Consider the following 21,386-nt stretch of genomic DNA (forward strand, 5'->3'; position numbering starts at 1 on the left):
TTTTTCAAAGAAAGATACTGATAATTAACGGATTTACGGAAGAGAAAAATCTTTAAAAGACCTTGAAAAATCTAGCTAAATAGGGTATAATATAAATAATCATTTGTCGTAGGTTTTGTCTGAAATATTGTCCGGACAAGGCTCACAGCAGTTAAATCTCCTGAAAAAGTCGGATTTAGCTGCTCTTTTTGTGCTTTTTTTCAGGTTTTTCGATCTTTGTAACAAAGATTTAAAGATTCTGAAAATTAGTCGAGGGGGATAAGTTGATAGGGTTTTTAGAACCCTCTAACGATATTTACTAGCTTAGATCACTAAGCTTGGAACTTTATTTAAAAAGGAGAATCATCTTGGCAGGACATGACGTTCAATACGGGAAACATCGTACCCGTCGTAGTTTTTCAAGAATCAAAGAAGTTCTTGACTTACCAAATTTGATTGAAATTCAAACTGATTCATTCAAAGATTTCCTAGACCATGGTCTGAAGGAAGTGTTTGAAGATGTATTGCCAATTTCAAACTTCACAGACACAATGGAGTTGGAATTTGTTGGCTACGAAATCAAAGAACCTAAATATACGCTTGAAGAAGCTCGTATCCATGATGCCAGCTACTCAGCACCTATCTTTGTAACCTTCCGCTTGATTAACAAAGAAACTGGCGAAATTAAAACCCAGGAAGTATTCTTTGGTGATTTCCCAATCATGACTGAGATGGGGACTTTCATCATCAACGGTGGTGAACGAATCATCGTATCACAGTTGGTACGTTCTCCAGGTGTTTACTTTAATGACAAGGTAGACAAAAATGGTAAAGTGGGCTACGGTTCAACTGTTATCCCTAACCGTGGAGCTTGGTTGGAACTTGAAAGCGACTCAAAAGATATTGCCTATACTCGTATCGACCGTACTCGTAAAATTCCATTTACGACCTTAGTTCGTGCGCTTGGTTTCTCAGGCGATGATGAAATCTTTGATATCTTTGGTGACAGCGATCTTGTTCGTAACACTGTTGAAAAAGATATTCATAAGAACCCAATGGACTCTCGTACAGACGAAGCTTTGAAGGAAATCTACGAACGCCTTCGTCCAGGTGAGCCTAAGACTGCTGAAAGCTCACGTAGCTTACTTGTAGCTCGTTTCTTTGACCCACGTCGTTATGACTTGGCTGCAGTTGGTCGTTACAAGATCAATAAAAAACTCAATGTTAAAACACGTTTGCTCAACCAAACTATTGCTGAACCATTGGTAGATCCTGAAACTGGAGAAATCTTGGTAGAAGCTGGTACAATCATGACTCGTAGTGTGATTGAAAGCATTGAAAGCCATTTGGATGGCGACTTGAACAAGATTGTCTACATTCCAAATGATGCTGCTGTAGTAACAGAGCCAGTTGTTCTTCAAAAATTCAAGGTTGTTGCACCAACTGATCCAGACCGTGTTGTAACAATCATCGGTAATGCAAATCCAGATGATAAGGTTCGCACTATCACTCCGGCAGATATCCTTGCTGAAATGAGCTACTTCCTTAATTTGGCTGAAGGCATCGGTCGTATCGATGATATCGACCACCTCGGGAATCGTCGTATCCGTGCCGTCGGTGAATTGCTTGCCAACCAAGTGCGTCTTGGACTTTCACGTATGGAACGTAACGTTCGTGAACGTATGTCTGTTCAAGATAACGAAGTACTAACACCACAACAAATTATCAATATCCGTCCAGTAACTGCAGCTATCAAAGAATTCTTTGGTTCTTCTCAATTGTCACAGTTCATGGACCAACACAACCCACTTTCTGAGTTGTCACACAAACGTCGTTTGTCTGCCTTAGGACCTGGTGGTTTGACACGTGACCGCGCTGGATATGAAGTGCGTGACGTGCACTACACTCACTATGGTCGTATGTGTCCGATTGAAACACCTGAAGGGCCAAACATCGGTTTGATCAACAACTTGTCTTCATACGGGCACCTCAACAAGTATGGTTTCATTCAAACACCATATCGTAAGGTTGACCGTGCAACTGGAAAAGTAACCAACGAAATCGTTTGGTTGACAGCCGATGAAGAAGATGAGTTCACAGTAGCACAGGCTAACTCTAAATTGAACGCAGATGGCACTTTTGCTGAAAAAGTTGTCATGGGACGTCACCAAGGGGTTAACCAAGAATATCCAGCGTCAAGTGTTGATTACATGGATGTTTCTCCTAAGCAGGTAGTTGCCGTTGCGACAGCATGTATTCCTTTCTTGGAAAACGACGACTCCAACCGTGCCCTCATGGGTGCCAACATGCAACGTCAGGCTGTGCCATTGATTGATCCCAAAGCACCTTACGTGGGTACTGGTATGGAATACCAAGCAGCTCATGATTCAGGAGCTGCAGTTATTGCACAACATGGTGGTAAGGTTACCTATGCAGATGCTGACAAGGTAGAAGTTCGTCGTGAAGATGGCTCGTTGGATGTTTACCACATCCAAAAATTCCGTCGTTCAAACTCAGGTACTGCCTACAACCAACGTACTCTCGTAAAAGTTGGCGATATCGTTGAAAAAGGTGATTTCATTGCTGATGGACCTTCTATGGAAAATGGAGAAATGGCACTTGGACAAAACCCAATCGTTGCCTACATGACTTGGGAAGGTTACAACTTCGAGGATGCCGTTATCATGAGCGAACGCTTGGTTAAAGATGATGTGTATACATCTGTCCACCTTGAAGAATACGAATCAGAAACACGCGATACAAAGCTTGGGCCTGAAGAAATCACTCGTGAAATTCCAAACGTTGGTGAAGATGCCCTTAAAGACCTTGACGAAATGGGTATTATCCGTATCGGTGCTGAGGTTAAAGAAGGGGATATCCTTGTAGGTAAAGTAACACCTAAGGGTGAAAAAGACCTTTCAGCTGAAGAACGTCTCTTGCACGCTATTTTCGGAGACAAATCTCGTGAAGTTCGCGATACTTCACTTCGCGTACCCCACGGTGCCGATGGTGTTGTTCGTGATGTTAAGATCTTTACACGTGCAAATGGTGATGAATTACAATCAGGTGTTAATATGCTGGTTCGTGTTTACATCGCTCAAAAACGTAAGATTAAGGTCGGAGACAAGATGGCCGGACGTCACGGAAACAAAGGGGTTGTCTCTCGTATCGTTCCTGTAGAAGATATGCCTTACCTTCCAGATGGAACTCCAGTCGATATCATGTTGAACCCACTTGGGGTGCCATCACGTATGAATATTGGTCAGGTTATGGAACTTCACCTTGGTATGGCAGCTCGTACCCTTGGTATTCACATCGCAACACCAGTCTTTGACGGAGCAAGTTCTGATGATCTTTGGTCAACTGTTAAAGAAGCAGGTATGGATAGCGATGCCAAGACCATCCTTTACGATGGACGTACTGGTGAACCATTTGATAACCGTGTGTCAGTTGGTGTCATGTACATGATCAAACTCCACCACATGGTTGATGATAAATTGCACGCTCGTTCAGTCGGACCATACTCAACAGTTACGCAACAACCACTCGGAGGTAAGGCTCAGTTTGGTGGACAACGTTTCGGTGAGATGGAGGTTTGGGCGCTTGAAGCCTACGGTGCCTCAAATGTCCTTCAAGAAATCTTGACTTACAAGTCTGACGACATCAACGGACGTTTGAAAGCCTATGAAGCTATTACAAAAGGAAAACCAATTCCAAAACCAGGTGTTCCAGAATCCTTCCGAGTTCTTGTTAAAGAATTGCAATCACTTGGTCTTGACATGCGTGTTCTTGACGAAGATGATCAAGAAGTTGAACTTCGTGATCTTGACGAGGGCATGGACGAAGATGTCATCCACGTAGATGACCTTGAAAAAGCACGTAAAAAAGCTGCTGAAGAAGCAAAAGCTGCTTTTGAAGCTGAAGAAGGTGCAAAAGCGGAAGCAACAGAAGAAGCTACTGAACAAGAATAAGTAGCTCACTTAGAATAGAAAGGGAAGAAATAGTGGTTGACGTAAATCGTTTTAAAAGTATGCAAATCACACTAGCTTCTCCAAGTAAAGTCCGTTCATGGTCTTATGGAGAAGTCAAAAAACCTGAAACAATCAATTACCGTACGTTGAAACCAGAACGTGAAGGACTATTTGACGAAGTCATCTTTGGTCCTACAAAAGACTGGGAATGTGCTTGTGGTAAGTACAAACGCATTCGTTACAGAGGAATTGTTTGTGACCGTTGTGGGGTTGAAGTAACGCGTACAAAAGTTCGTCGTGAGCGTATGGGGCATATCGAATTGAAAGCTCCTGTATCTCACATCTGGTACTTCAAAGGGATTCCAAGCCGTATGGGCTTGACCCTTGATATGAGCCCTCGTGCCCTCGAGGAAGTTATCTACTTTGCGGCTTATGTGGTGATTGATCCTAAGGATACACCACTTGAGCACAAGTCTATCATGACAGAGCGCGAATACCGTGAGCGCTTGCGTGAATATGGTTATGGATCGTTCGTTGCCAAGATGGGTGCCGAAGCTATCCAAGACCTTTTGAAACAAGTAGATCTTGAAAAAGAAATTGCTGAACTCAAAGAAGAGTTGAAAACAGCGACTGGACAAAAACGTGTCAAAGCCATCCGTCGTTTGGATGTTTTGGATGCCTTTTACAAGTCTGGAAACAAACCTGAATGGATGATTCTCAACATCCTTCCGGTTATTCCACCAGATCTTCGTCCAATGTTGCAGTTGGATGGTGGCCGTTTTGCCTCATCTGACTTGAATGACCTTTACCGCCGTGTTATCAACCGTAACAACCGTTTGGCTCGTTTGCTTGAGTTGAATGCACCAGGTATCATCGTTCAAAATGAGAAGCGTATGCTTCAAGAAGCGGTCGACGCTTTGATTGACAATGGTCGTCGTGGTCGTCCAATCACAGGACCAGGTAGCCGTCCATTGAAATCATTGAGCCACATGCTTAAAGGTAAACAAGGACGCTTCCGTCAAAACTTGCTCGGTAAACGTGTTGACTTCTCGGGACGTTCCGTTATCGCCGTTGGTCCAACTCTTAAGATGTACCAATGTGGTGTGCCACGTGAAATGGCGATCGAGCTCTTTAAACCATTCGTGATGCGTGAAATTGTTGCCCGTGATATCGTGCAAAACGTCAAAGCTGCTAAACGCTTGGTGGAACGCGGAGATGAGCGTATCTGGGATATCCTTGAAGAAGTGATCAAAGAACACCCAGTGCTTTTGAACCGCGCACCGACCCTTCACCGTTTGGGTATCCAAGCCTTCGAGCCAGTCTTGATTGATGGTAAGGCCCTTCGCTTGCACCCGCTTGTCTGTGAAGCCTACAATGCCGACTTTGACGGGGACCAAATGGCCATCCACGTACCGCTTTCAGAAGAAGCCCAAGCAGAAGCTCGTATCTTGATGTTGGCCGCTGAGCACATCTTGAACCCGAAAGATGGTAAACCAGTTGTTACTCCATCTCAGGACATGGTTTTGGGTAACTACTACTTGACCATGGAAGAAGCTGGTCGTGAAGGTGAAGGAATGGTCTTCAAAGACCGTGACGAAGCTATTATGGCTTACCGCAATGGCTATGTTCACCTCCACTCACGTGTTGGTATCGCAACAGACAGTCTTAACAAACCATGGACAGAAGAGCAAAAACACAAAATCTTGCTTACAACTGTTGGTAAGATCCTCTTCAACGATATCATGCCAGAAGGTCTACCCTACTTGCAAGAACCAAATAATGCCAACTTGACAGAAGGCGTTCCAGCTAAATACTTCTTGCCACTAGGTGGAGATATCAAGGAAGCTATCAGCAAACTTGAGCTTAACCCTCCATTCAAGAAGAAAAACCTTGGAAATATCATCGCTGAAATCTTCAAACGTTTCCGTACGACAGAAACATCTGCCCTACTTGACCGTATGAAGAACCTCGGTTATCACCATTCAACTCTTGCAGGTTTGACAGTGGGTATTGCCGACATTCCAGTCGTTGAAGACAAGGCTGAAATCATCGAAGAATCACACAAACGTGTAGAACAAATCACAAAACAATTCCGTCGTGGTATGATCACAGATGACGAGCGCTACAATGCTGTTACAGCTGAATGGCGTGCTGCCCGTGAAAAATTGGAGAAACGTTTGGTTGCCAACCAAGATCCTAAGAACCCTATCGTTATGATGATGGACTCTGGAGCCCGTGGTAACATCTCAAACTTCTCACAGCTTGCCGGTATGCGTGGTCTGATGGCTGCTCCGAACGGACGTATCATGGAATTGCCAATCCTTTCAAACTTCCGCGAAGGTTTGTCAGTACTCGAAATGTTCTTCTCAACTCACGGTGCCCGTAAAGGTATGACCGATACGGCTCTTAAGACAGCCGACTCAGGTTACTTGACTCGTCGTTTGGTTGACGTTGCCCAAGACGTTATCATCCGTGAGGATGACTGTGGAACTGACCGTGGACTCTTGATCCGTTCTATTACTGAAGGTAAAGAGATGATTGAGTCTCTCGAAGAACGTCTCAATGGTCGTTACACTAAGAAAACTGTTAAACACCCAGAAACTGGTGCAGTTATCATCGGTCCAAATGAATTGATCACAGAAGACAAGGCGCGTGAAATCGTCAATGCTGGTGTTGAAGAAGTGACTATCCGCTCTGTATTTACATGTAACACTCGTCATGGTGTCTGCCGTCACTGTTATGGTATCAACTTGGCGACTGGTGATGCGGTTGAAGTTGGTGAAGCAGTTGGTACAATCGCTGCTCAATCTATCGGGGAACCTGGTACACAGCTTACAATGCGTACCTTCCACACGGGTGGGGTTGCCTCAAATACCGATATCACTCAGGGTCTTCCTCGTGTCCAAGAAATCTTTGAAGCCCGCAATCCTAAAGGGGAAGCGGTTATCACAGAGGTCAAAGGACAAGTTACTGCTATCGAAGAAGATGCTTCAACTCGTACTAAGAAAGTCTTCGTTAAGGGTGAAACTGGAGAAGGCGAATACGTGGTACCATTTACAGCTCGTATGCGTGTTGAAGTTGGGGACCAAGTCTCTCGTGGTGCAGCATTGACAGAAGGTTCAATCCAACCAAAACGTCTCCTTGCTGTACGTGATGTCTTATCAGTTGAAACTTACCTACTCGGTGAAGTACAAAAAGTTTACCGTAGCCAAGGGGTAGAAATCGGTGACAAACACATCGAGGTAATGGTTCGTCAAATGATCCGTAAAGTTCGTGTTATGGATCCAGGAGACACAGATCTTCTCATGGGAACTCTTATGGACATCAACGACTTTACAGATGCTAATAAGGATGTTCTTATCGCAGGTGGAGTGCCAGCGACTGGTCGTCCAGTCCTTATGGGAATCACCAAAGCCTCACTTGAAACAAATAGTTTCTTGTCAGCAGCTTCCTTCCAGGAAACAACTCGTGTCCTTACAGACGCAGCTATCCGTGGTAAGAAAGACCATCTCCTTGGTCTTAAGGAAAATGTTATCATCGGTAAGATTATCCCAGCTGGTACAGGTATGGCACGTTACCGTAACCTTGAACCACAAGCAGTCAACGAAGAGTCTTACCTAGCAGCTTCACAAGAAGAAGCTCCAGTTGATACGACTGTAGAAGAAGTTGTTGAAACTGTTGAAGTAAGCGAATAAGTAGGTGTTACTTAAGGTCTGATATAAAAAGGACTTTAGAAAACATTCACTATAAATTCTTAAACATTATATATTAGGTAAAAAAGCGAACAAGGCAGAATTCTGATTGTCAGAAAACTGGATTTGTTCGCTTTTTGTATTTAATGTTAGGTTTGCGTTCTACTCACATTTTCAATTCATAAAGAGCGACTTATTTTAACTTGCTCGAGATACAATACTATGCTACAATCATCTAAAAAAGCAAGGAAATTAAAACATGAAAACAGAATATCAAAAAATGATCGCGGGAGAACCCTATCACCCATTCGACCCAGACCTCCGTTCTCTAGCACAAACAGCGCGACAAAAGCAAGCCGCTTTTAATGAAGAGGTAGATCCAGTAAAAGGTATGGAAATCATCAAAGGATGGTTTGGTTCTACTGGTGAAAATCTCTACATCAACACTCGCTTGATGGTAGATTACGGGGTCAATATTCATCTGGGAGAAAATTTTTATTCCAATTGGAATTTGACCATGTTGGACGTATGTCCGATTACTATTGGTGATAATGCCATGATTGGTCCTAATTGTCAGTTTTTAACACCTCTTCATCCGCTGGATCCCGATGAACGAAACTCGGGATTAGAATTTGGGAAACCAATCACGATTGGCAAGAACTTTTGGGCAGGTGGTGGTGTCATTGTCCTACCGGGTGTTACTTTAGGGGATAATGTCGTTGCAGGAGCAGGAGCGGTCATTACTAAATCTTTTGGAGATAATGTCGTTCTGGCAGGAAATCCAGCACGAGTTATCAAAGAGATTCCAGTTAAAGGAAATTAAAGGTTGTAGAAAGAGAAAATGAAGTTTTGTTAAAGTAGTTTTTTGGAGTCTAAGAGGCAAATCAGCTATAGTATCAAAAACTTATTGCTAGCAAAAAAACGAGGTTGGAATTTTTATCCCAGCCTCGTTTTTCGTCTTTAGAGATTCTTTCTCTTTTTAGCTTTTTTAGTTAATGCCACATCGCACTGATCAATATTTTGTGTAAGATAGCTAGTCACTTGGAAATCATCGCTCTCTGTTTTTAGCTCGACTTCATAGACAATGCTAAGGTTGTCCCCTGCATTTGTGCTATTGATCGTAATCATGTCAATTTCTGAGCAGAATTGGTCAAGAGCAGATTGGATAGCATCTTGAATCTTCTCTTGATTAGCTACCGTGATTGTCAAAAGTCTACGGCGTTGATTGTCAGTTTTAATCTGTTGATTTTCCAAAAGGAACCAAACACCCAAGATAAAGAGGGTGAAGAGAATAGCCAAGAAGAGATAGCCTGTTCCACAAGCCAAACCGATAATCATGGCTAGGAAAATAGCAATCAGTTCTCTTGAACCACTCGTTGCAGAACGGAAACGAATCAAACTAAAGGTTCCAGCTACAGCAATTGACGTACCCAAGCTCCCATTGACCAGAAAAATAACCAAGGTCATAAGGCAGGGAAGCAGAGTCAAGCTGATAGCAAATTCTCTGGTGTAGAGGGTCCGATATTTGTAGGTCCAAGTAAGTGCCAAACCGAGGACTAGACTGACTAGAAGTGCCAGCAGTAGTTGGAAGGGTTCTGCACTTGCAGTGGCGTTGTTGAAAATGGAATTAAATAGATTAAGCATAAGCGGTACCTGCGCTTTCTATACTGGGACGTGGTGCATAAGGAAGCCCTTGAGATTTGTGGTAAGCGCAACTGTATTTTGAAAATTTGTGCTCCATCAAACCATACTTGTCTAGAATATCTTGTAACCACTGAGGTTTGTTTCCAGGAGCTTTAATCTCCATAATCACAGTATTGTCATCTAATAGAGGAGCCCCTTGATTTCCTGCGAAGAGACTGACATTTTCATCTCTATAGATTAGATTTTGGTCAATGGTGATACGAATTTTATTATAGTCGTAGCCCTCGATGTATTTTTTTTCTTTTAATGAATAACGATCGTAGTAGATGTACATACGAGGCTTGATAGCCTGCTTGTAATCTTGGTGAAGCTTTTTCACTTTTTCAATGACGACTGTATCAGTAATACTAGCATCCAAGTGCCCTTTGGTCATAAAATTAAGGATAGAAATAGGAGTTGAGAGTAGTCTAAATTTGCGACCAACTCCTTCTTGGTCCTTGGTTTTTATTTCTAAAAATACTTGACTATCTGCTTTGGGTTGGCTGAGATAGGTCCGCATCCGAACCTTTTCTTTTCGATTATTTCCAAAATCATCATCTTGGAGCACAGCAAAGTCTTCCGTATCAAAGTAGATATTTGAAATAGTTGAAATTGGATAGTCGTCTTCTACTAAATATTCCTTTAAATCTTGAATCAGTTTGCCTAGTTTATCTTTGGAGACAATATATTTGGTTTCAATCCGCTTAAAAGTTGTTTCTAATGGTTTCATAAGTCTTTCTCCTCTTTCTTTCAGTTATACTATTTTTAAACAAGGTGAACTTGCTTGTCTACAATTCTAGAGGGGATTTCTAAAACTTTTGTTAAATTTAACTTAATTGAAACTAAGCTTAAGAAAACTTTCAGAAAAAGTTTAGGCTTCTTTTAGGAAAGACCCGTAGACTAAGAGCATGTAAAATGAAAGACGAGGAAACGAGCATGAAAGCAAAAAAATGGACATTCCTATTAACAAGTATAACAACTCTAGCACTGGTAACAGCATGTACCCAGTCAACTTCGAATACAACAGCTAGCAATAGTACTGCAACGACAACAGTAACTACCAATAAGAAAACATCTAGTTACTTTACAGATAAGGACTATGATACTTCTTATGATGAAAAAACAGCAGCAACTGTAACCTTGTCAGGATCAACGGCGACGGTATCAGGTGACGGAGTGGCCGTATCAGGATCTACCGTTACAATCTCTAAGTCAGGTACCTATGTGATTTCTGGTCAATCTGATGGAGTTCAAATCAAGATCGAAGCTGGAAGTTCTGATGATGTACATATCGTACTAAACGGCGCCACCATGACCAACGCCAATGCAGCTATTTCTGCAACATCAGCTGGACATGTTTACCTAACTCTAGCAGATGGCACAACCAATAGCCTTTCAGATTCAGCTTCAAATAGTGATGACAAGGCTGACGCGGCCCTCTTCTCTAAAGTAGACTTGACCATCAATGGTAAAGGAACTCTCAATGTAGATGGTAAGAAAAACAATGCTATCAAGGCCAACGACACACTTCACATCACAGGCGGTACTTACAATATCACAGCAGTTGGAGATGCCTTTAATGTCAATGACGAACTTAACATTACTGGAACCACCATGACTATCGATGCCAAGGAAGACGGAGTTAAGGTTGATAATGATGACGATACTTCTGTTGGAACCATGTATCTCTCTGACAATACCATTACTGTTACCGCAGGTGATGATGGTATCCACGCTTCAGGTGATTTGGTCATCGATAGTGGGACCTATACTGTTCAGAATTCTACAGAAGGACTTGAAGGTAAGTCAATCACTATCAACGGTGGAGATATCACCATCTATTCAACAGATGATGGTGTCAATGCAGCCAACAAAAATGCCCAACAAAGTGAAATTTTCTTCACTATGAATGGTGGGAACTTGACAGTTGAAGTTGGTCAAGGGGATACAGATCCAATTGACTCAAACGGTAATATCACAGTCAATGGCGGAAACATCAAAATGACAGGTCAATCAGGATTTGACTTTGATGGGACAGCGACCTATACAGGTGGAGATATCTACATCAACGGTGAAAAACAAACTGAGATTGTAAATTCGATGCCTGGAGGCGGAGGAGCACCTGGCGGTGGCCCTCAAGGAAATGGAGGCCCTGGTGGACGACCATAAAAGAAAATCTCCTTTCTCGAAAGAGAAGGGAGATTTTCTTATGTTATTAGGACGAAAAAGAATTATTCTTCGTCTTTTTTAAAGATATTTTTTACACCAGCTACTGCACCTTCGACAGCTTCTTTTGCATCTTCAGCAACTTCTTTAGCTTTTGAAGCTACCTTTTCTGCAGCTCCCTCTGCTTGAGTTTTTGTATCGCCAGTTAGTTTACCAAAACCTTCTTTAACAGAACCTTTAGCTTGGTTGAATTTTTCTTCGATTGACATGGGGGATACCTCCGTTAAATTTTTGAATTATCTAAACTAATACTCAATGAAAATCAAAGAGCAAACTAGGAAGCTAGCCGAAGGCTGTACTCTAGTACGGCAAGGCGAAGCTGACGTGGTTTGAATTTGATTTTTGAAGAGTATAAATCAGATATTAATTTAAGTATATACCCTTTTATGCTAAAAAGCAAAAAACTGACACGAAAAGCATCAGTTTATTTTTTTAATAGGTTACAATATTCAATTGACCTTTATCATATTCAGCGATAAAGATATTTGAGACTTCTTCGAAACCTTCTTCTTTCAATTTCTCAGTTAGCCACTCCTCGGATTTGCCAATGGTTTCTAGGATTTCAACTTGGACAACACCGTCTGTAATGACTGGGTACTTAGGATTTTCGTCACCCATTCTTACAACAATTAGCTGTCCATTTTGCTCAATCACAGCTCTCTTGACATCCTTCAGTTGGAAGATTCCTTGAGAGCGCAATTTAAGAGCTACATCTGCAGCCGCAAGACCTTTTGAGCGACAGGCTTCAGGATCTAACTTACCATTTTTAATGATAATAGTTGGTTTCCCGTCAATCAGATGTTTGATGAAGGAAACATTGGTATTCAACCATTTAAGGAGTAAAATGAGAATAGTCCAAATAATGAGGATAACAATGTATTGGATGATGGTAATCGAGCTATTGTAGATAACCCCACCGATAATACCCCCGAGAACAAAGTTCTGGATTTGGTCCACTGCAGAACTTGGTGCTAGATTTCCTTTACCTGTTACGTTAATAACAAAAACAAGAGAAAGAAGCCCCAAGGCCAATTTAATTGCAATTGTAGCAAAAAAGCTTATCATTTTTCAACCTCCACGAGTTCAACATCTGATTTATAGAGTTCCATTTTTTCTAATAAATAGCTATCTTGGTCAGTCCCGCTAATGGCACGATAAAAATGTTCGCCAACCTTAATAATAGCTCCATCAGTTACTGCTGAGGTATTGACATAGACCTCTTTTTTATCTACACCTAATTCTTTTGAAACGACTTCGATAAAGTTTAGGGAAGAGCGGAATTGATTATCATTGGATTGACTGTTTTGAAGATTCGTAATGCTTATCAAAACGAATGCGATTAAGGTCAAAATAGAAATGAGCGATAATTCACGGAACTTGCTCCCTTTTTTATCTTTGAAAGCTTTAAATGCAAAAAATCCAGTCACGATCAGCAGTAAAGCTGATACGATAATCATGGCCCAATTCTGTTGACTGATCTGACTGAGCACATAGTCATAGGAATAGAATTTCATAAGATTTCTCCCTTTTTCAAATTCAATCTATTATAAGATAATTCCTAAGCTATAGCAAGTTTATTATGACGAAAAAAGCATTTAATTGTTGTTTCCTACTTAAGGTAGGTTTTTTCTGATTTGACTTAGGCTTCCGTCTTGACTTTCGTTTTGCTTTTGTTATAATAGTACAAATTTAGAGGAGGTACTCTATGATTCAAAAACATGCCATTCCTATTTTAGAGTTTGATGATAATCCTCAGGCAGTCATCATGCCAAATCACGAAGGATTAGATTTACAGTTGCCAAAGAAGTGCATCTATGCATTTTTGGAGGAGGAGATTGACCGCTTTGCTCAGGAAGTAGAGGCGGAGTGCGTTGGGGAGTTTGTGTCTGCCACTAAAACCTATCCTGTTTATGTCATGAGTTACAAGGGTGAGGAAGTATGTCTGGCTCAGGCTCCTGTTGGTTCTGCCCCTGCGGCCCAGTTTATGGATTGGTTGATTGGTTACGGTGTGGAGAAAATCATCTCCACGGGAACCTGCGGGGTGCTGAGTAATATAGAAGAAAATGCTTTTCTAGTTCCAGTTCGAGTCCTACGCGATGAAGGAGCCAGCTATCATTATGCATCCCCTTCTCGTTATATGGATGTGCATGTTCAAGCAATTTCTGCTATCGAGCAAGTCTTGGAACAACTAGGTGTCCCTTACGAAGAAGTCATGACTTGGTCGACAGACGGATTTTACCGAGAAACAGCTGAAAAAGTTGCTTATCGCAAGGAAGAAGGCTGCGTAGTTGTGGAGATGGAGTGTGCAGCTCTTGCGGCAGTAGCTCAGCTTCGCGGAGCAGTTTGGGGTGAGTTGTTGTTTACGGCAGATTCTTTGGCAGATCTTGATAACTATGACCAACGCGATTGGGGTGCAGAAGCTTTTGATAAGGCGCTAGGTATCTGCCTTGAGATCGTTAGTCATATGTGAGTATTCTCAGATTTTTGTGGTACAATGTAGCTATGTTATTAAAATCAATTGTTGAAAAAATAAATACCATTCTAGGGCGTTTATCACCCGCTCGGAGAATCTTTTTAAGTTTTGCTTTGGTTATCCTCTTGGGGTCTCTCCTTTTGAGTCTGCCATTTGTACAATCTCCAACATCTCATGCCGGTTACTTTGATCATTTATTTACAGCCGTATCTATGGTCTGTGTGACAGGACTTTTTACCTTACCTGTCGCTTCGACCTACAATGTCTGGGGGCAGCTGATCTGTATGTTCTTGATTCAGATTGGTGGTTTGGGTCTCATGACCTTTATCGGAATTTTCTATATCCAGGGCAAGCAAAAACTCAGTCTTCGAGGTCGAGAAACGATTCTGGAGAGCTTTAGCTTCGAAGAAACCCAGTCTCTGAGGGATTTTCTACGTTCCATCTTCGTGACGACTTTTCTAGTAGAAGGATTCGGAGCCTTTCTGCTAAGTTTTCGTTTTGTCCCCGAGTTTGGTTGGGGGCGGGGACTTTTTACTTCCATTTTCGTAGCTATTTCAGCTTTCTGTAATGCTGGATTTGATAATTTTGGAAGTACAAGTTTAGTAGCTTTTCAAACTGATCCTTTGATTAATTTAGTGATTGCAGGATTGATTATTACAGGTGGCCTAGGTTTCATGGTCTGGTTCGACTTGGCTACCCAATTAGGAAAGAAGAAAAAGCGTCGTCTTCGTTTCCATACTAAGCTAGTCCTCTTCTTAACAGTGGGGATTTTATTTGCTGGAACAGTTTCAACCCTCTTGATAGAGTGGAACAATTCGGGAACGATTGGCAATCTCAGTTTCCCAGATAAATTGCTGGTTAGTTTCTTCCAAACTGTCAGCATGCGGACGGCAGGATTTGCTTCTGTTGATTTTACTCAGGCTAGGCCTGTTACCTTGATGATCTATATTTTGCAGATGTTTCTGGGTGGGGCACCTGGCGGTACAGCAGGGGGACTAAAAATCACAACCTTCTTTGTCTTGTTGGTATTCGCACGCAGTGAACTTTTAGGGTTACCTCATGCAAATGTGGCTAGAAGAACAATTGAACCTCGGACAGTTCAAAAATCATTCAGTGTTTTTATCATCTTCTTGATAACTTTTTTATCGGGCTTAATCTTAGTAGGAATAACAGCCGAGGGGAATCCGCGCTTTATCTACATTATATTTGAAACAATTTCTGCTCTTGCTACGGTTGGAGTAACTGCTAATTTGACACCAGAGTTAGGTAAGCTAGCGCTTAGTGTCATCATGCTACTGATGTTTATTGGGCGAATCGGACCTCTGACGCTATTAGTTAGTTTGGCTGAGTATCAACCAGATAAGAAAGATATGATCCACTATATGAAAGCAGATATTACCATAGGATAAGAAAGGATAAACTATGTCAGATCGGACAATCGGAATTTTAGGCTTGGGTATTTTTGGGAGTAGTGTTCTGGCTGCTCTCGCCAAGCATGATATAAATATTATCGCTATTGACAACCATGAGGAACGAATCAATCAATTTGAACCAGTCTTGGTGCGTGGTGTTGTTGGAGATATCACAGATGAGGACCTCTTGCTATCAGCTGGAATTGATACCTGCGATACCGTAGTCGTCGCAACTGGTGAAAATCTAGAGTCTAGTGTTCTTGCAGTCATGCATTGCAAGAGTCTAGGGGTACCGACTGTTATTGCTAAGGTTAAAAGCCATACAGCAAAAAAAGTCCTTGAAAAAATCGGTGCAGACTCAGTCATTTCACCAGAGTTTGAGATGGGTCGTTCGTTGGCACAGACGATTCTCTTTAATAACAGTGTAGATGTCTTTCAGTTGGACAAGAATGTCTCGATTGTCGAGATGAAAATTCCACAATCGTGGTCAGGTAAGAGTCTAAGTCAACTTGATCTTCGAGGACGGTACAATCTCAATATCCTCGGTTTTCGTGGCTACGAAAATGCTCCCTTAGATGTACAGTTTGGACCAAATGATTTATTAAAACCGGATACCTATATCATGGCGGTGATTAATAACCAATATTTGGATACCCTAGCAAGCCTTAGTGAGTAGAAGAGGAATGACTATTCTTTTTTCAACGACTATTGAGTCAATATAAGTATTTTATAAGAGGGATTTAAGAAAAATTTTAACTTTTTCTTAATCCTTTTTAATTTTAGGAGATTATACTAGAGTCATCAAATAAAGAAAAACTCTAAGGAAAATCCTATGAAATTCAATCCAAATCAAAGATATACTCGTTGGTCTATTCGCCGTCTCAGTGTCGGTGTTGCCTCAGTTGTTGTGGCCAGTGGCTTCTTTGTCCTAGTTGGTCAACCAAGTTCCGCACGTGCCGATGTAGTCAATCCCACCCCTACTCAAGTCGTGCCAGACGCAACTTCAGTGAGTGCAAAGAGTGACTTACCAGTAGAGCTTCTCAAAGAAGCAGTCGATACAGCTCTTCCTTCAGAACAGGTAGACTCAACACCTAAAGCAAGCTTGGATGCTACAAGCTCTCCAGAAAAAGTGAATGTAGCTGATAAAGACCAAGTGGTAGTGCCAAAAGAAGAAGTGCAAGCAAAACCAGAATCTAAGAAAGAAACAGAAGATGCGGTTAAACCTGCGACAAATCCTGCGCCTACAGTTTCTGGACAAGACCGTGAAGCAAATGAAGCTCAACCAGCAACTACTCCAGCTGAAGTTCAAAAAGGCGTAGCCGACAACACTAAAGACACAATAGATGTTCCAGCTACTTACTTGGACAAGGCCAACTTCCCAGGCCCATTCACAGCCGGCGTCAACCAAGTCATTCCATACGAATTCTTCGCTGGTGATGGTATGTTGACCCGTCTTATCTTGAAAGCTTCAGACAAGGCCCCATGGTCAGACAACGGTTCAGCTAAAAATCCCGCCCTTCCACCAGTAGAAAAATTGGGCAAAGGTCTCTACTTCTATGAAGTGGATTTGGCAGGTACCCAAGGTAAATCTGATAAAGAGCTGCTTGACCTATTAAAACAAAACGGTACTCAAAGTTATAAAGCTACTATTAAAGTGTACGGTGCAAAAGATGGCAAGGCCGATTTGAGCAATCTTGTAGCGACTAAGGATTTGGATGTCAAGTTGAATGGCTTGACTACTCCAGCTGAAGTTCAAAAAGGTGTGGCTGACAACACCAAAGACACAGTAGACGTCCCAGCCACTTACTTGGGCAAGGCTAATTACCCAGGTCCATTCACAGCCGGTGTCAATCAAGTCATTCCATACGAATTCTTCGCAGGTGATGGTATGTTGACCCGCCTCATCTTGAAAGCCTCTGACAAGGCCCCATGGTCAGACAACGGTTCAGCTAAAAATCCCGCCCTTCCACCAGTAGAGAAATTGGGCAAAGGCCTCTACTTCTATGAAGTGGATTTGGCCGGCACTCAAGGAAAATCTGATAAAAAGCTTCTTGATTTCTTGAAACAAAACGGCACTCAAAGTTACAAGGCAACTATCAAAGTGTACGGTGCTAAAGATGGCAAGGCCGACTTGAGCAATCTCGTAGCGACTAAGGATTTGGATGTCAATTTGAATGGCTTGACTACACCAGCTGAAGTCCAAAAAGGTGTGGCTGACAATACTAAAGACACAGTAGATGTTCCAGCTACATACTTGGACAAAGCTAATTTCCCCGGCCCATTCACAGCAGGTGTCAACCAAGTCATTCCATACGAATTCTTTGCTGGTGACGGTATGTTAACCCGCCTTATCTTGAAAGCTTCTGACAAGGCCCCATGGTCAGACAACGGTTCAGCTAAAAATCCCACTCTCCCACCAGTAGAAAAATTAGGCAAAGGCCTTTACTTCTATGAAGTGGATTTGGCAGGCACCCAAGGTAAATCTGATAAAGAGCTTCTAGACCTCTTGAAACAAAACGGCACTCAAAGCTATAAAGCAACTATCAAAGTGTACGGTGCCAAAGATGGCAAGGCAGACTTGAGCAATCTTGTAGCGACTAAAGATTTGACAGTGAACTTGAATGGACATCAGTCTCTTGTTCCGATGCAGTCAGGTTCCGTCCCATCTTCTAATGGTTCAGCTATGCCGGCTCCAATGATGAATAGTCATCAAGATGCGTCTAAGATGAACGCTCAAATGCCAAGTGCTAATCAAGATGAGATGAAATCTAAAATGCCAGCTACTAGCCAGGATAAGATGATGCCTAATAAAGAGCAAGATAAAACCATGAATGCTAGCCAGCCTATGGCAACACCAAGTATGAAACAAGATCAAGTTCCAGCAGCCACAAGCAAAATGCCTGATGAAGGCAAGATGGCATCTAATAACAAGATGTCAAGTCCGATGATGGCTGATCAAATGAAAGGCAAAAAAGACATGCTTCCATATACTGGTGAAGCCCAAACATCAATGGCTCCTATTGGCTTCCTTGGACTCGCCTTGGCCGGACTACTAGGTGGCCTCAGTTTGAAAGCTAAAAAAGAGGAAAATGACTAGTCTAGCTACAGACTTTCTATCTAGGATTTGAAAAATCCAGATATAGTTTAGAATGTTCGTAAAGCGATTAAAATAGTGTTATACTATTGTAGTATAGCACTGTTTTTTTCAAAGGAGAGACAGATGGGAAAGACCATTTTACTCGTTGACGACGAGGTAGAAATCACAGATATTCATCAACGCTATCTGGTTCAGGCAGGGTATCAGGTTTTGGTGGCTCATGATGGAGTAGAGGCCTTGGAAATCTTCAAGCGAAAACCGATTGATTTGATTATTACAGATATCATGATGCCTCGGATGGATGGTTATGATTTGATTAGTGAGGTTCAGTATCAATCTCCAGATCAGCCTTTTCTATTTATTACAGCTAAGACAAGCGAGCAGGATAAGATTTACGGCCTGAGCTTGGGGGCAGATGACTTTATTGCCAAGCCCTTTAGCCCTCGTGAGCTGGTTTTGCGTGTCCACAATATCTTGCGTCGCCTTCATCGTGGAGGTGAGACAGAAGTCGTCAGTCTCGGGGATTTACGGATGAATCACGGTAGCCATGAGGCTCAAGTCGGAGATGTAGCACTTGATTTGACAGTCAAATCCTTCGAGCTTTTATGGATTTTAGCCAGCAATCCAAAGCGAGTTTTCTCTAAGACAGATCTCTATGAAAAGGTCTGGCAAGAAGACTATGTGGATGATACCAATACCTTAAATGTTCATATTCATGCTCTTCGACAGGAGTTAGCTAAATATGCTAGTGCAGAAACGCCCACCATAAAAACAGTTTGGGGCTTGGGCTACAAAATTGAGAAAGCACGAGGTAGTCAATGAAATTAAAAAGTTATATCCTAGTGGGTTATATCATTTCAACACTCCTAACGATTATCGTAGTTTTTTGGGCAGTCCAGCGAATGTTAATTGAAGAAAGAGAGATTTATTTCCTGATTGGCATGACTCTAATCGCAAGTTTTGTCGGTGCTGGGATTAGTCTCTTTCTCCTATCACCAGTCTTTACTTCATTGGGTAAACTCAAGGAACATGCCAAGCGAGTAGCGGACAAGGACTTTTCTTCAAATCTGGAGGTTCAAGGGCCTGTGGAATTTCAGCAATTAGGCCAAGCCTTCAATGAAATGTCCCATGATTTGCAGGCCACCTTTGATTCCTTGGAAGAAAGCGAGCAGGAAAAGGGCTTGATGATTGCCCAGCTATCGCATGATATCAAGACTCCAATCACTTCAATCCAAGCGACGGTAGAAGGAATTTTGGATGGAGTTATCAAGGAAGGAGAACAAGCCCATTATTTAGCAACCATTGGACGCCAGACAGAACGGCTTAATAAACTGGTTGAAGAGTTGAATTTTTTGACCCTAAATACAGCTAGAAATCAGGTGGAAACGACCAGCAAGGACAGTATTTTTCTGGACCAGCTCTTGATTGAGTGCATGAGTGAATTTCAGTTCTTGATTGAGCAGGAGGAACGAGATGTCCATTTGCAGGTAATCCCAGAGTCTGCCCGGATTGAGGGAGATTATGCTAAACTTTCTCGTATCTTGGTGAATCTGGTCAATAATGCTTTTAAATACTCAGCTCCAGGAACCAAGCTGGGAGTGGTGGCCAAGCTGGAGGATAGCCAGCTTTCAATCAGTGTGACCGATGAGGGACAGGGCATTGCCCCAGAGGATTTAAAGAATATTTTCAAACGCCTTTATCGTGTAGAAACTTCTCGTAACATGAAAACAGGTGGTCATGGCTTAGGGCTTGCAATTGCGCGTGAATTAGCCCATCAATTGGGTGGAGAAATCACAGTCAGTAGCCAGTACGGTCTAGGAAGCACCTTTACCCTCGTCCTCAACCTCTCTGGCAATGAAAATAAAGCTTAAAACCCCTTTACAAATCTAGCCATTCATGGTAAAATGGATTTTGTGTGAAATATCAGCAGGAAAGCATGAAGCTCGTCAACAGGTGTCTTATGATAAGTAACCTTGGCTGTTTAGGCGAAGGGCATCTGCACGAATCAGGGCTTTCTAAGTGACTATTTCCACCGAAATATTATTTATATCAGGAGGACATTCACATGTCACGTTATACAGGACCATCTTGGAAACAAGCTCGTCGCCTTGGCCTTTCACTTACAGGTACAGGTAAAGAATTGGCACGTCGTAACTACGTACCAGGACAACACGGACCAAACAACCGTTCTAAATTGTCAGAATACGGTTTGCAATTGGCTGAAAAACAAAAACTTCGTTTCACTTACGGTGTAGGTGAAAAACAATTCCGTAACTTGTTCGTACAAGCTACAAAAATCAAAGGCGGAATCCTAGGTTTCAACTTCATGCTTCTTTTGGAACGTCGTTTGGATAACGTTGTTTACCGTCTTGGTCTTGCAACTACTCGTCGTCAAGCTCGTCAATTCGTAAACCACGGTCACATCCTTGTTGACGGAAAACGCGTTGATATCCCATCATACCGCGTAACTCCAGGTCAAGTGATCTCAGTTCGTGAAAAATCATTGAAAGTTCCAGCTATCCTTGAAGCAGTAGAAGCTACTCTTGGACGTCCAGCATTCGTATCATTCGACGCTGAAAAATTGGAAGGTTCATTGACTCGCTTGCCAGAACGCGACGAAATCAACCCAGAAATCAACGAAGCACTTGTCGTTGAATTCTACAACAAAATGCTTTAATTTTAAGAAATATCTTACAGAAAGCCTACAACAGTGGGCTTTTTGCTTTGTCTGAAAATTAGATTATGAAAAACTAGCCAGCTTTACGTGAATTACAAACTTATAATCAATAACACTACAGACTCAAAAAACACAAGACAGAAACCAAAGCCCTTCTTTCCTCCTTTCTCTGCTAT

At 42.1% G+C, this 21,386-nt stretch carries 16 protein-coding genes; 11 read left to right on the top strand and 5 right to left on the bottom strand.

Going from position 1 to position 21,386, the window contains the following annotated elements:
- Nucleotides 1–347 precede the first annotated feature (347 nt).
- From rpoB to AB2B50_RS08995, 3 genes are all read left to right on the top strand, one after another.
- Nucleotides 348–3,950: a DNA-directed RNA polymerase subunit beta gene (gene rpoB, locus AB2B50_RS08985; RefSeq protein WP_075227761.1), complete on the top strand. Its 3,603-nt coding sequence runs from the start codon at nucleotides 348–350 to the stop codon at nucleotides 3,948–3,950.
- Between the two features lie 32 nt (nucleotides 3,951–3,982).
- Nucleotides 3,983–7,645: a DNA-directed RNA polymerase subunit beta' gene (gene rpoC / locus AB2B50_RS08990; protein ID WP_320693066.1), complete on the top strand. Its 3,663-nt coding sequence runs from the start codon at nucleotides 3,983–3,985 to the stop codon at nucleotides 7,643–7,645.
- A 256-nt stretch (nucleotides 7,646–7,901) separates the two neighbouring features.
- The gene (locus tag AB2B50_RS08995; protein WP_070461115.1) at nucleotides 7,902–8,465 is read left to right on the top strand and encodes a sugar O-acetyltransferase; all 564 of its coding nucleotides are present in this window, start codon (nucleotides 7,902–7,904) and stop codon (nucleotides 8,463–8,465) included.
- A 137-nt stretch (nucleotides 8,466–8,602) separates the two neighbouring features.
- On the opposite strand, the gene AB2B50_RS09000 is transcribed toward AB2B50_RS08995, so the two are convergent.
- A complete protein-coding gene (locus AB2B50_RS09000; RefSeq protein WP_320693065.1) occupies nucleotides 8,603–9,286 on the bottom strand; it encodes a DUF4956 domain-containing protein in 684 nt (227 codons plus the stop codon).
- On the bottom strand, nucleotides 9,279–10,055 hold the full coding sequence (locus AB2B50_RS09005) for a polyphosphate polymerase domain-containing protein (protein ID WP_320693064.1): 777 nt from the start codon (nucleotides 10,053–10,055) through the stop codon (nucleotides 9,279–9,281). Before AB2B50_RS09005 ends, AB2B50_RS09000 begins: the two co-directional genes overlap by 8 nt.
- Before the next feature lie 206 nt (nucleotides 10,056–10,261).
- Here AB2B50_RS09005 and AB2B50_RS09010 point away from each other — a divergent pair, with 206 nt between their 5' ends.
- Nucleotides 10,262–11,494, top strand: a complete 1,233-nt coding sequence (locus AB2B50_RS09010) for a carbohydrate-binding domain-containing protein (RefSeq protein ID WP_320693063.1) — start codon at nucleotides 10,262–10,264, stop codon at nucleotides 11,492–11,494.
- Between the two features lie 62 nt (nucleotides 11,495–11,556).
- On the opposite strand, the gene AB2B50_RS09015 is transcribed toward AB2B50_RS09010, so the two are convergent.
- From AB2B50_RS09015 to AB2B50_RS09025, 3 genes are all read right to left on the bottom strand, one after another.
- Nucleotides 11,557–11,760, bottom strand: a complete 204-nt coding sequence (locus AB2B50_RS09015; RefSeq protein WP_320693062.1) for a CsbD family protein — start codon at nucleotides 11,758–11,760, stop codon at nucleotides 11,557–11,559.
- Between the two features lie 223 nt (nucleotides 11,761–11,983).
- Nucleotides 11,984–12,616: a DUF421 domain-containing protein gene (locus tag AB2B50_RS09020; protein WP_320693061.1), complete on the bottom strand. Its 633-nt coding sequence runs from the start codon at nucleotides 12,614–12,616 to the stop codon at nucleotides 11,984–11,986.
- Entirely contained in the window at nucleotides 12,613–13,065 is a 453-nt protein-coding gene (locus AB2B50_RS09025) for a DUF3290 family protein (RefSeq protein ID WP_049503387.1), read from the bottom strand. Before AB2B50_RS09025 ends, AB2B50_RS09020 begins: the two co-directional genes overlap by 4 nt.
- A 191-nt stretch (nucleotides 13,066–13,256) precedes the next feature.
- On the opposite strand from AB2B50_RS09025, the gene AB2B50_RS09030 reads away from it, so the two are divergent.
- The 7 genes from AB2B50_RS09030 (at nucleotide 13,257) to rpsD (ending at nucleotide 21,210) form a co-directional block, all read left to right on the top strand.
- The gene (locus AB2B50_RS09030; protein ID WP_320693060.1) at nucleotides 13,257–14,021 is read left to right on the top strand and encodes a nucleoside phosphorylase; all 765 of its coding nucleotides are present in this window, start codon (nucleotides 13,257–13,259) and stop codon (nucleotides 14,019–14,021) included.
- 32 nt (nucleotides 14,022–14,053) lie between these two features.
- Nucleotides 14,054–15,433: a TrkH family potassium uptake protein gene (locus tag AB2B50_RS09035; protein ID WP_320693059.1), complete on the top strand. Its 1,380-nt coding sequence runs from the start codon at nucleotides 14,054–14,056 to the stop codon at nucleotides 15,431–15,433.
- 13 nt (nucleotides 15,434–15,446) lie between these two features.
- Nucleotides 15,447–16,112, top strand: a complete 666-nt coding sequence (locus tag AB2B50_RS09040) for a potassium channel family protein (RefSeq protein ID WP_320693058.1) — start codon at nucleotides 15,447–15,449, stop codon at nucleotides 16,110–16,112.
- Between the two features lie 156 nt (nucleotides 16,113–16,268).
- Nucleotides 16,269–18,533 (top strand): SSURE domain-containing protein, encoded by a 2,265-nt coding sequence (locus AB2B50_RS09045; protein ID WP_320693057.1) that lies wholly within the window; start codon nucleotides 16,269–16,271, stop codon nucleotides 18,531–18,533.
- A gap of 123 nt (nucleotides 18,534–18,656) precedes the next feature.
- A complete protein-coding gene (locus AB2B50_RS09050) occupies nucleotides 18,657–19,355 on the top strand; it encodes a response regulator transcription factor (RefSeq protein WP_075227771.1) in 699 nt (232 codons plus the stop codon).
- Nucleotides 19,352–20,404, top strand: a complete 1,053-nt coding sequence (locus AB2B50_RS09055) for a sensor histidine kinase (protein ID WP_075227772.1) — start codon at nucleotides 19,352–19,354, stop codon at nucleotides 20,402–20,404. The genes AB2B50_RS09050 and AB2B50_RS09055 overlap by 4 nt, the downstream gene beginning before the upstream one ends.
- A gap of 194 nt (nucleotides 20,405–20,598) precedes the next feature.
- Entirely contained in the window at nucleotides 20,599–21,210 is a 612-nt protein-coding gene (gene rpsD, locus AB2B50_RS09060; protein WP_000092756.1) for a 30S ribosomal protein S4, read from the top strand.
- The last annotated feature ends 176 nt before the right edge of the window (nucleotides 21,211–21,386 follow it).

This window comes from Streptococcus fermentans, assembly GCF_040888305.1.
GTDB classification, from domain to species: Bacteria; Bacillota; Bacilli; order Lactobacillales; family Streptococcaceae; genus Streptococcus; species Streptococcus fermentans.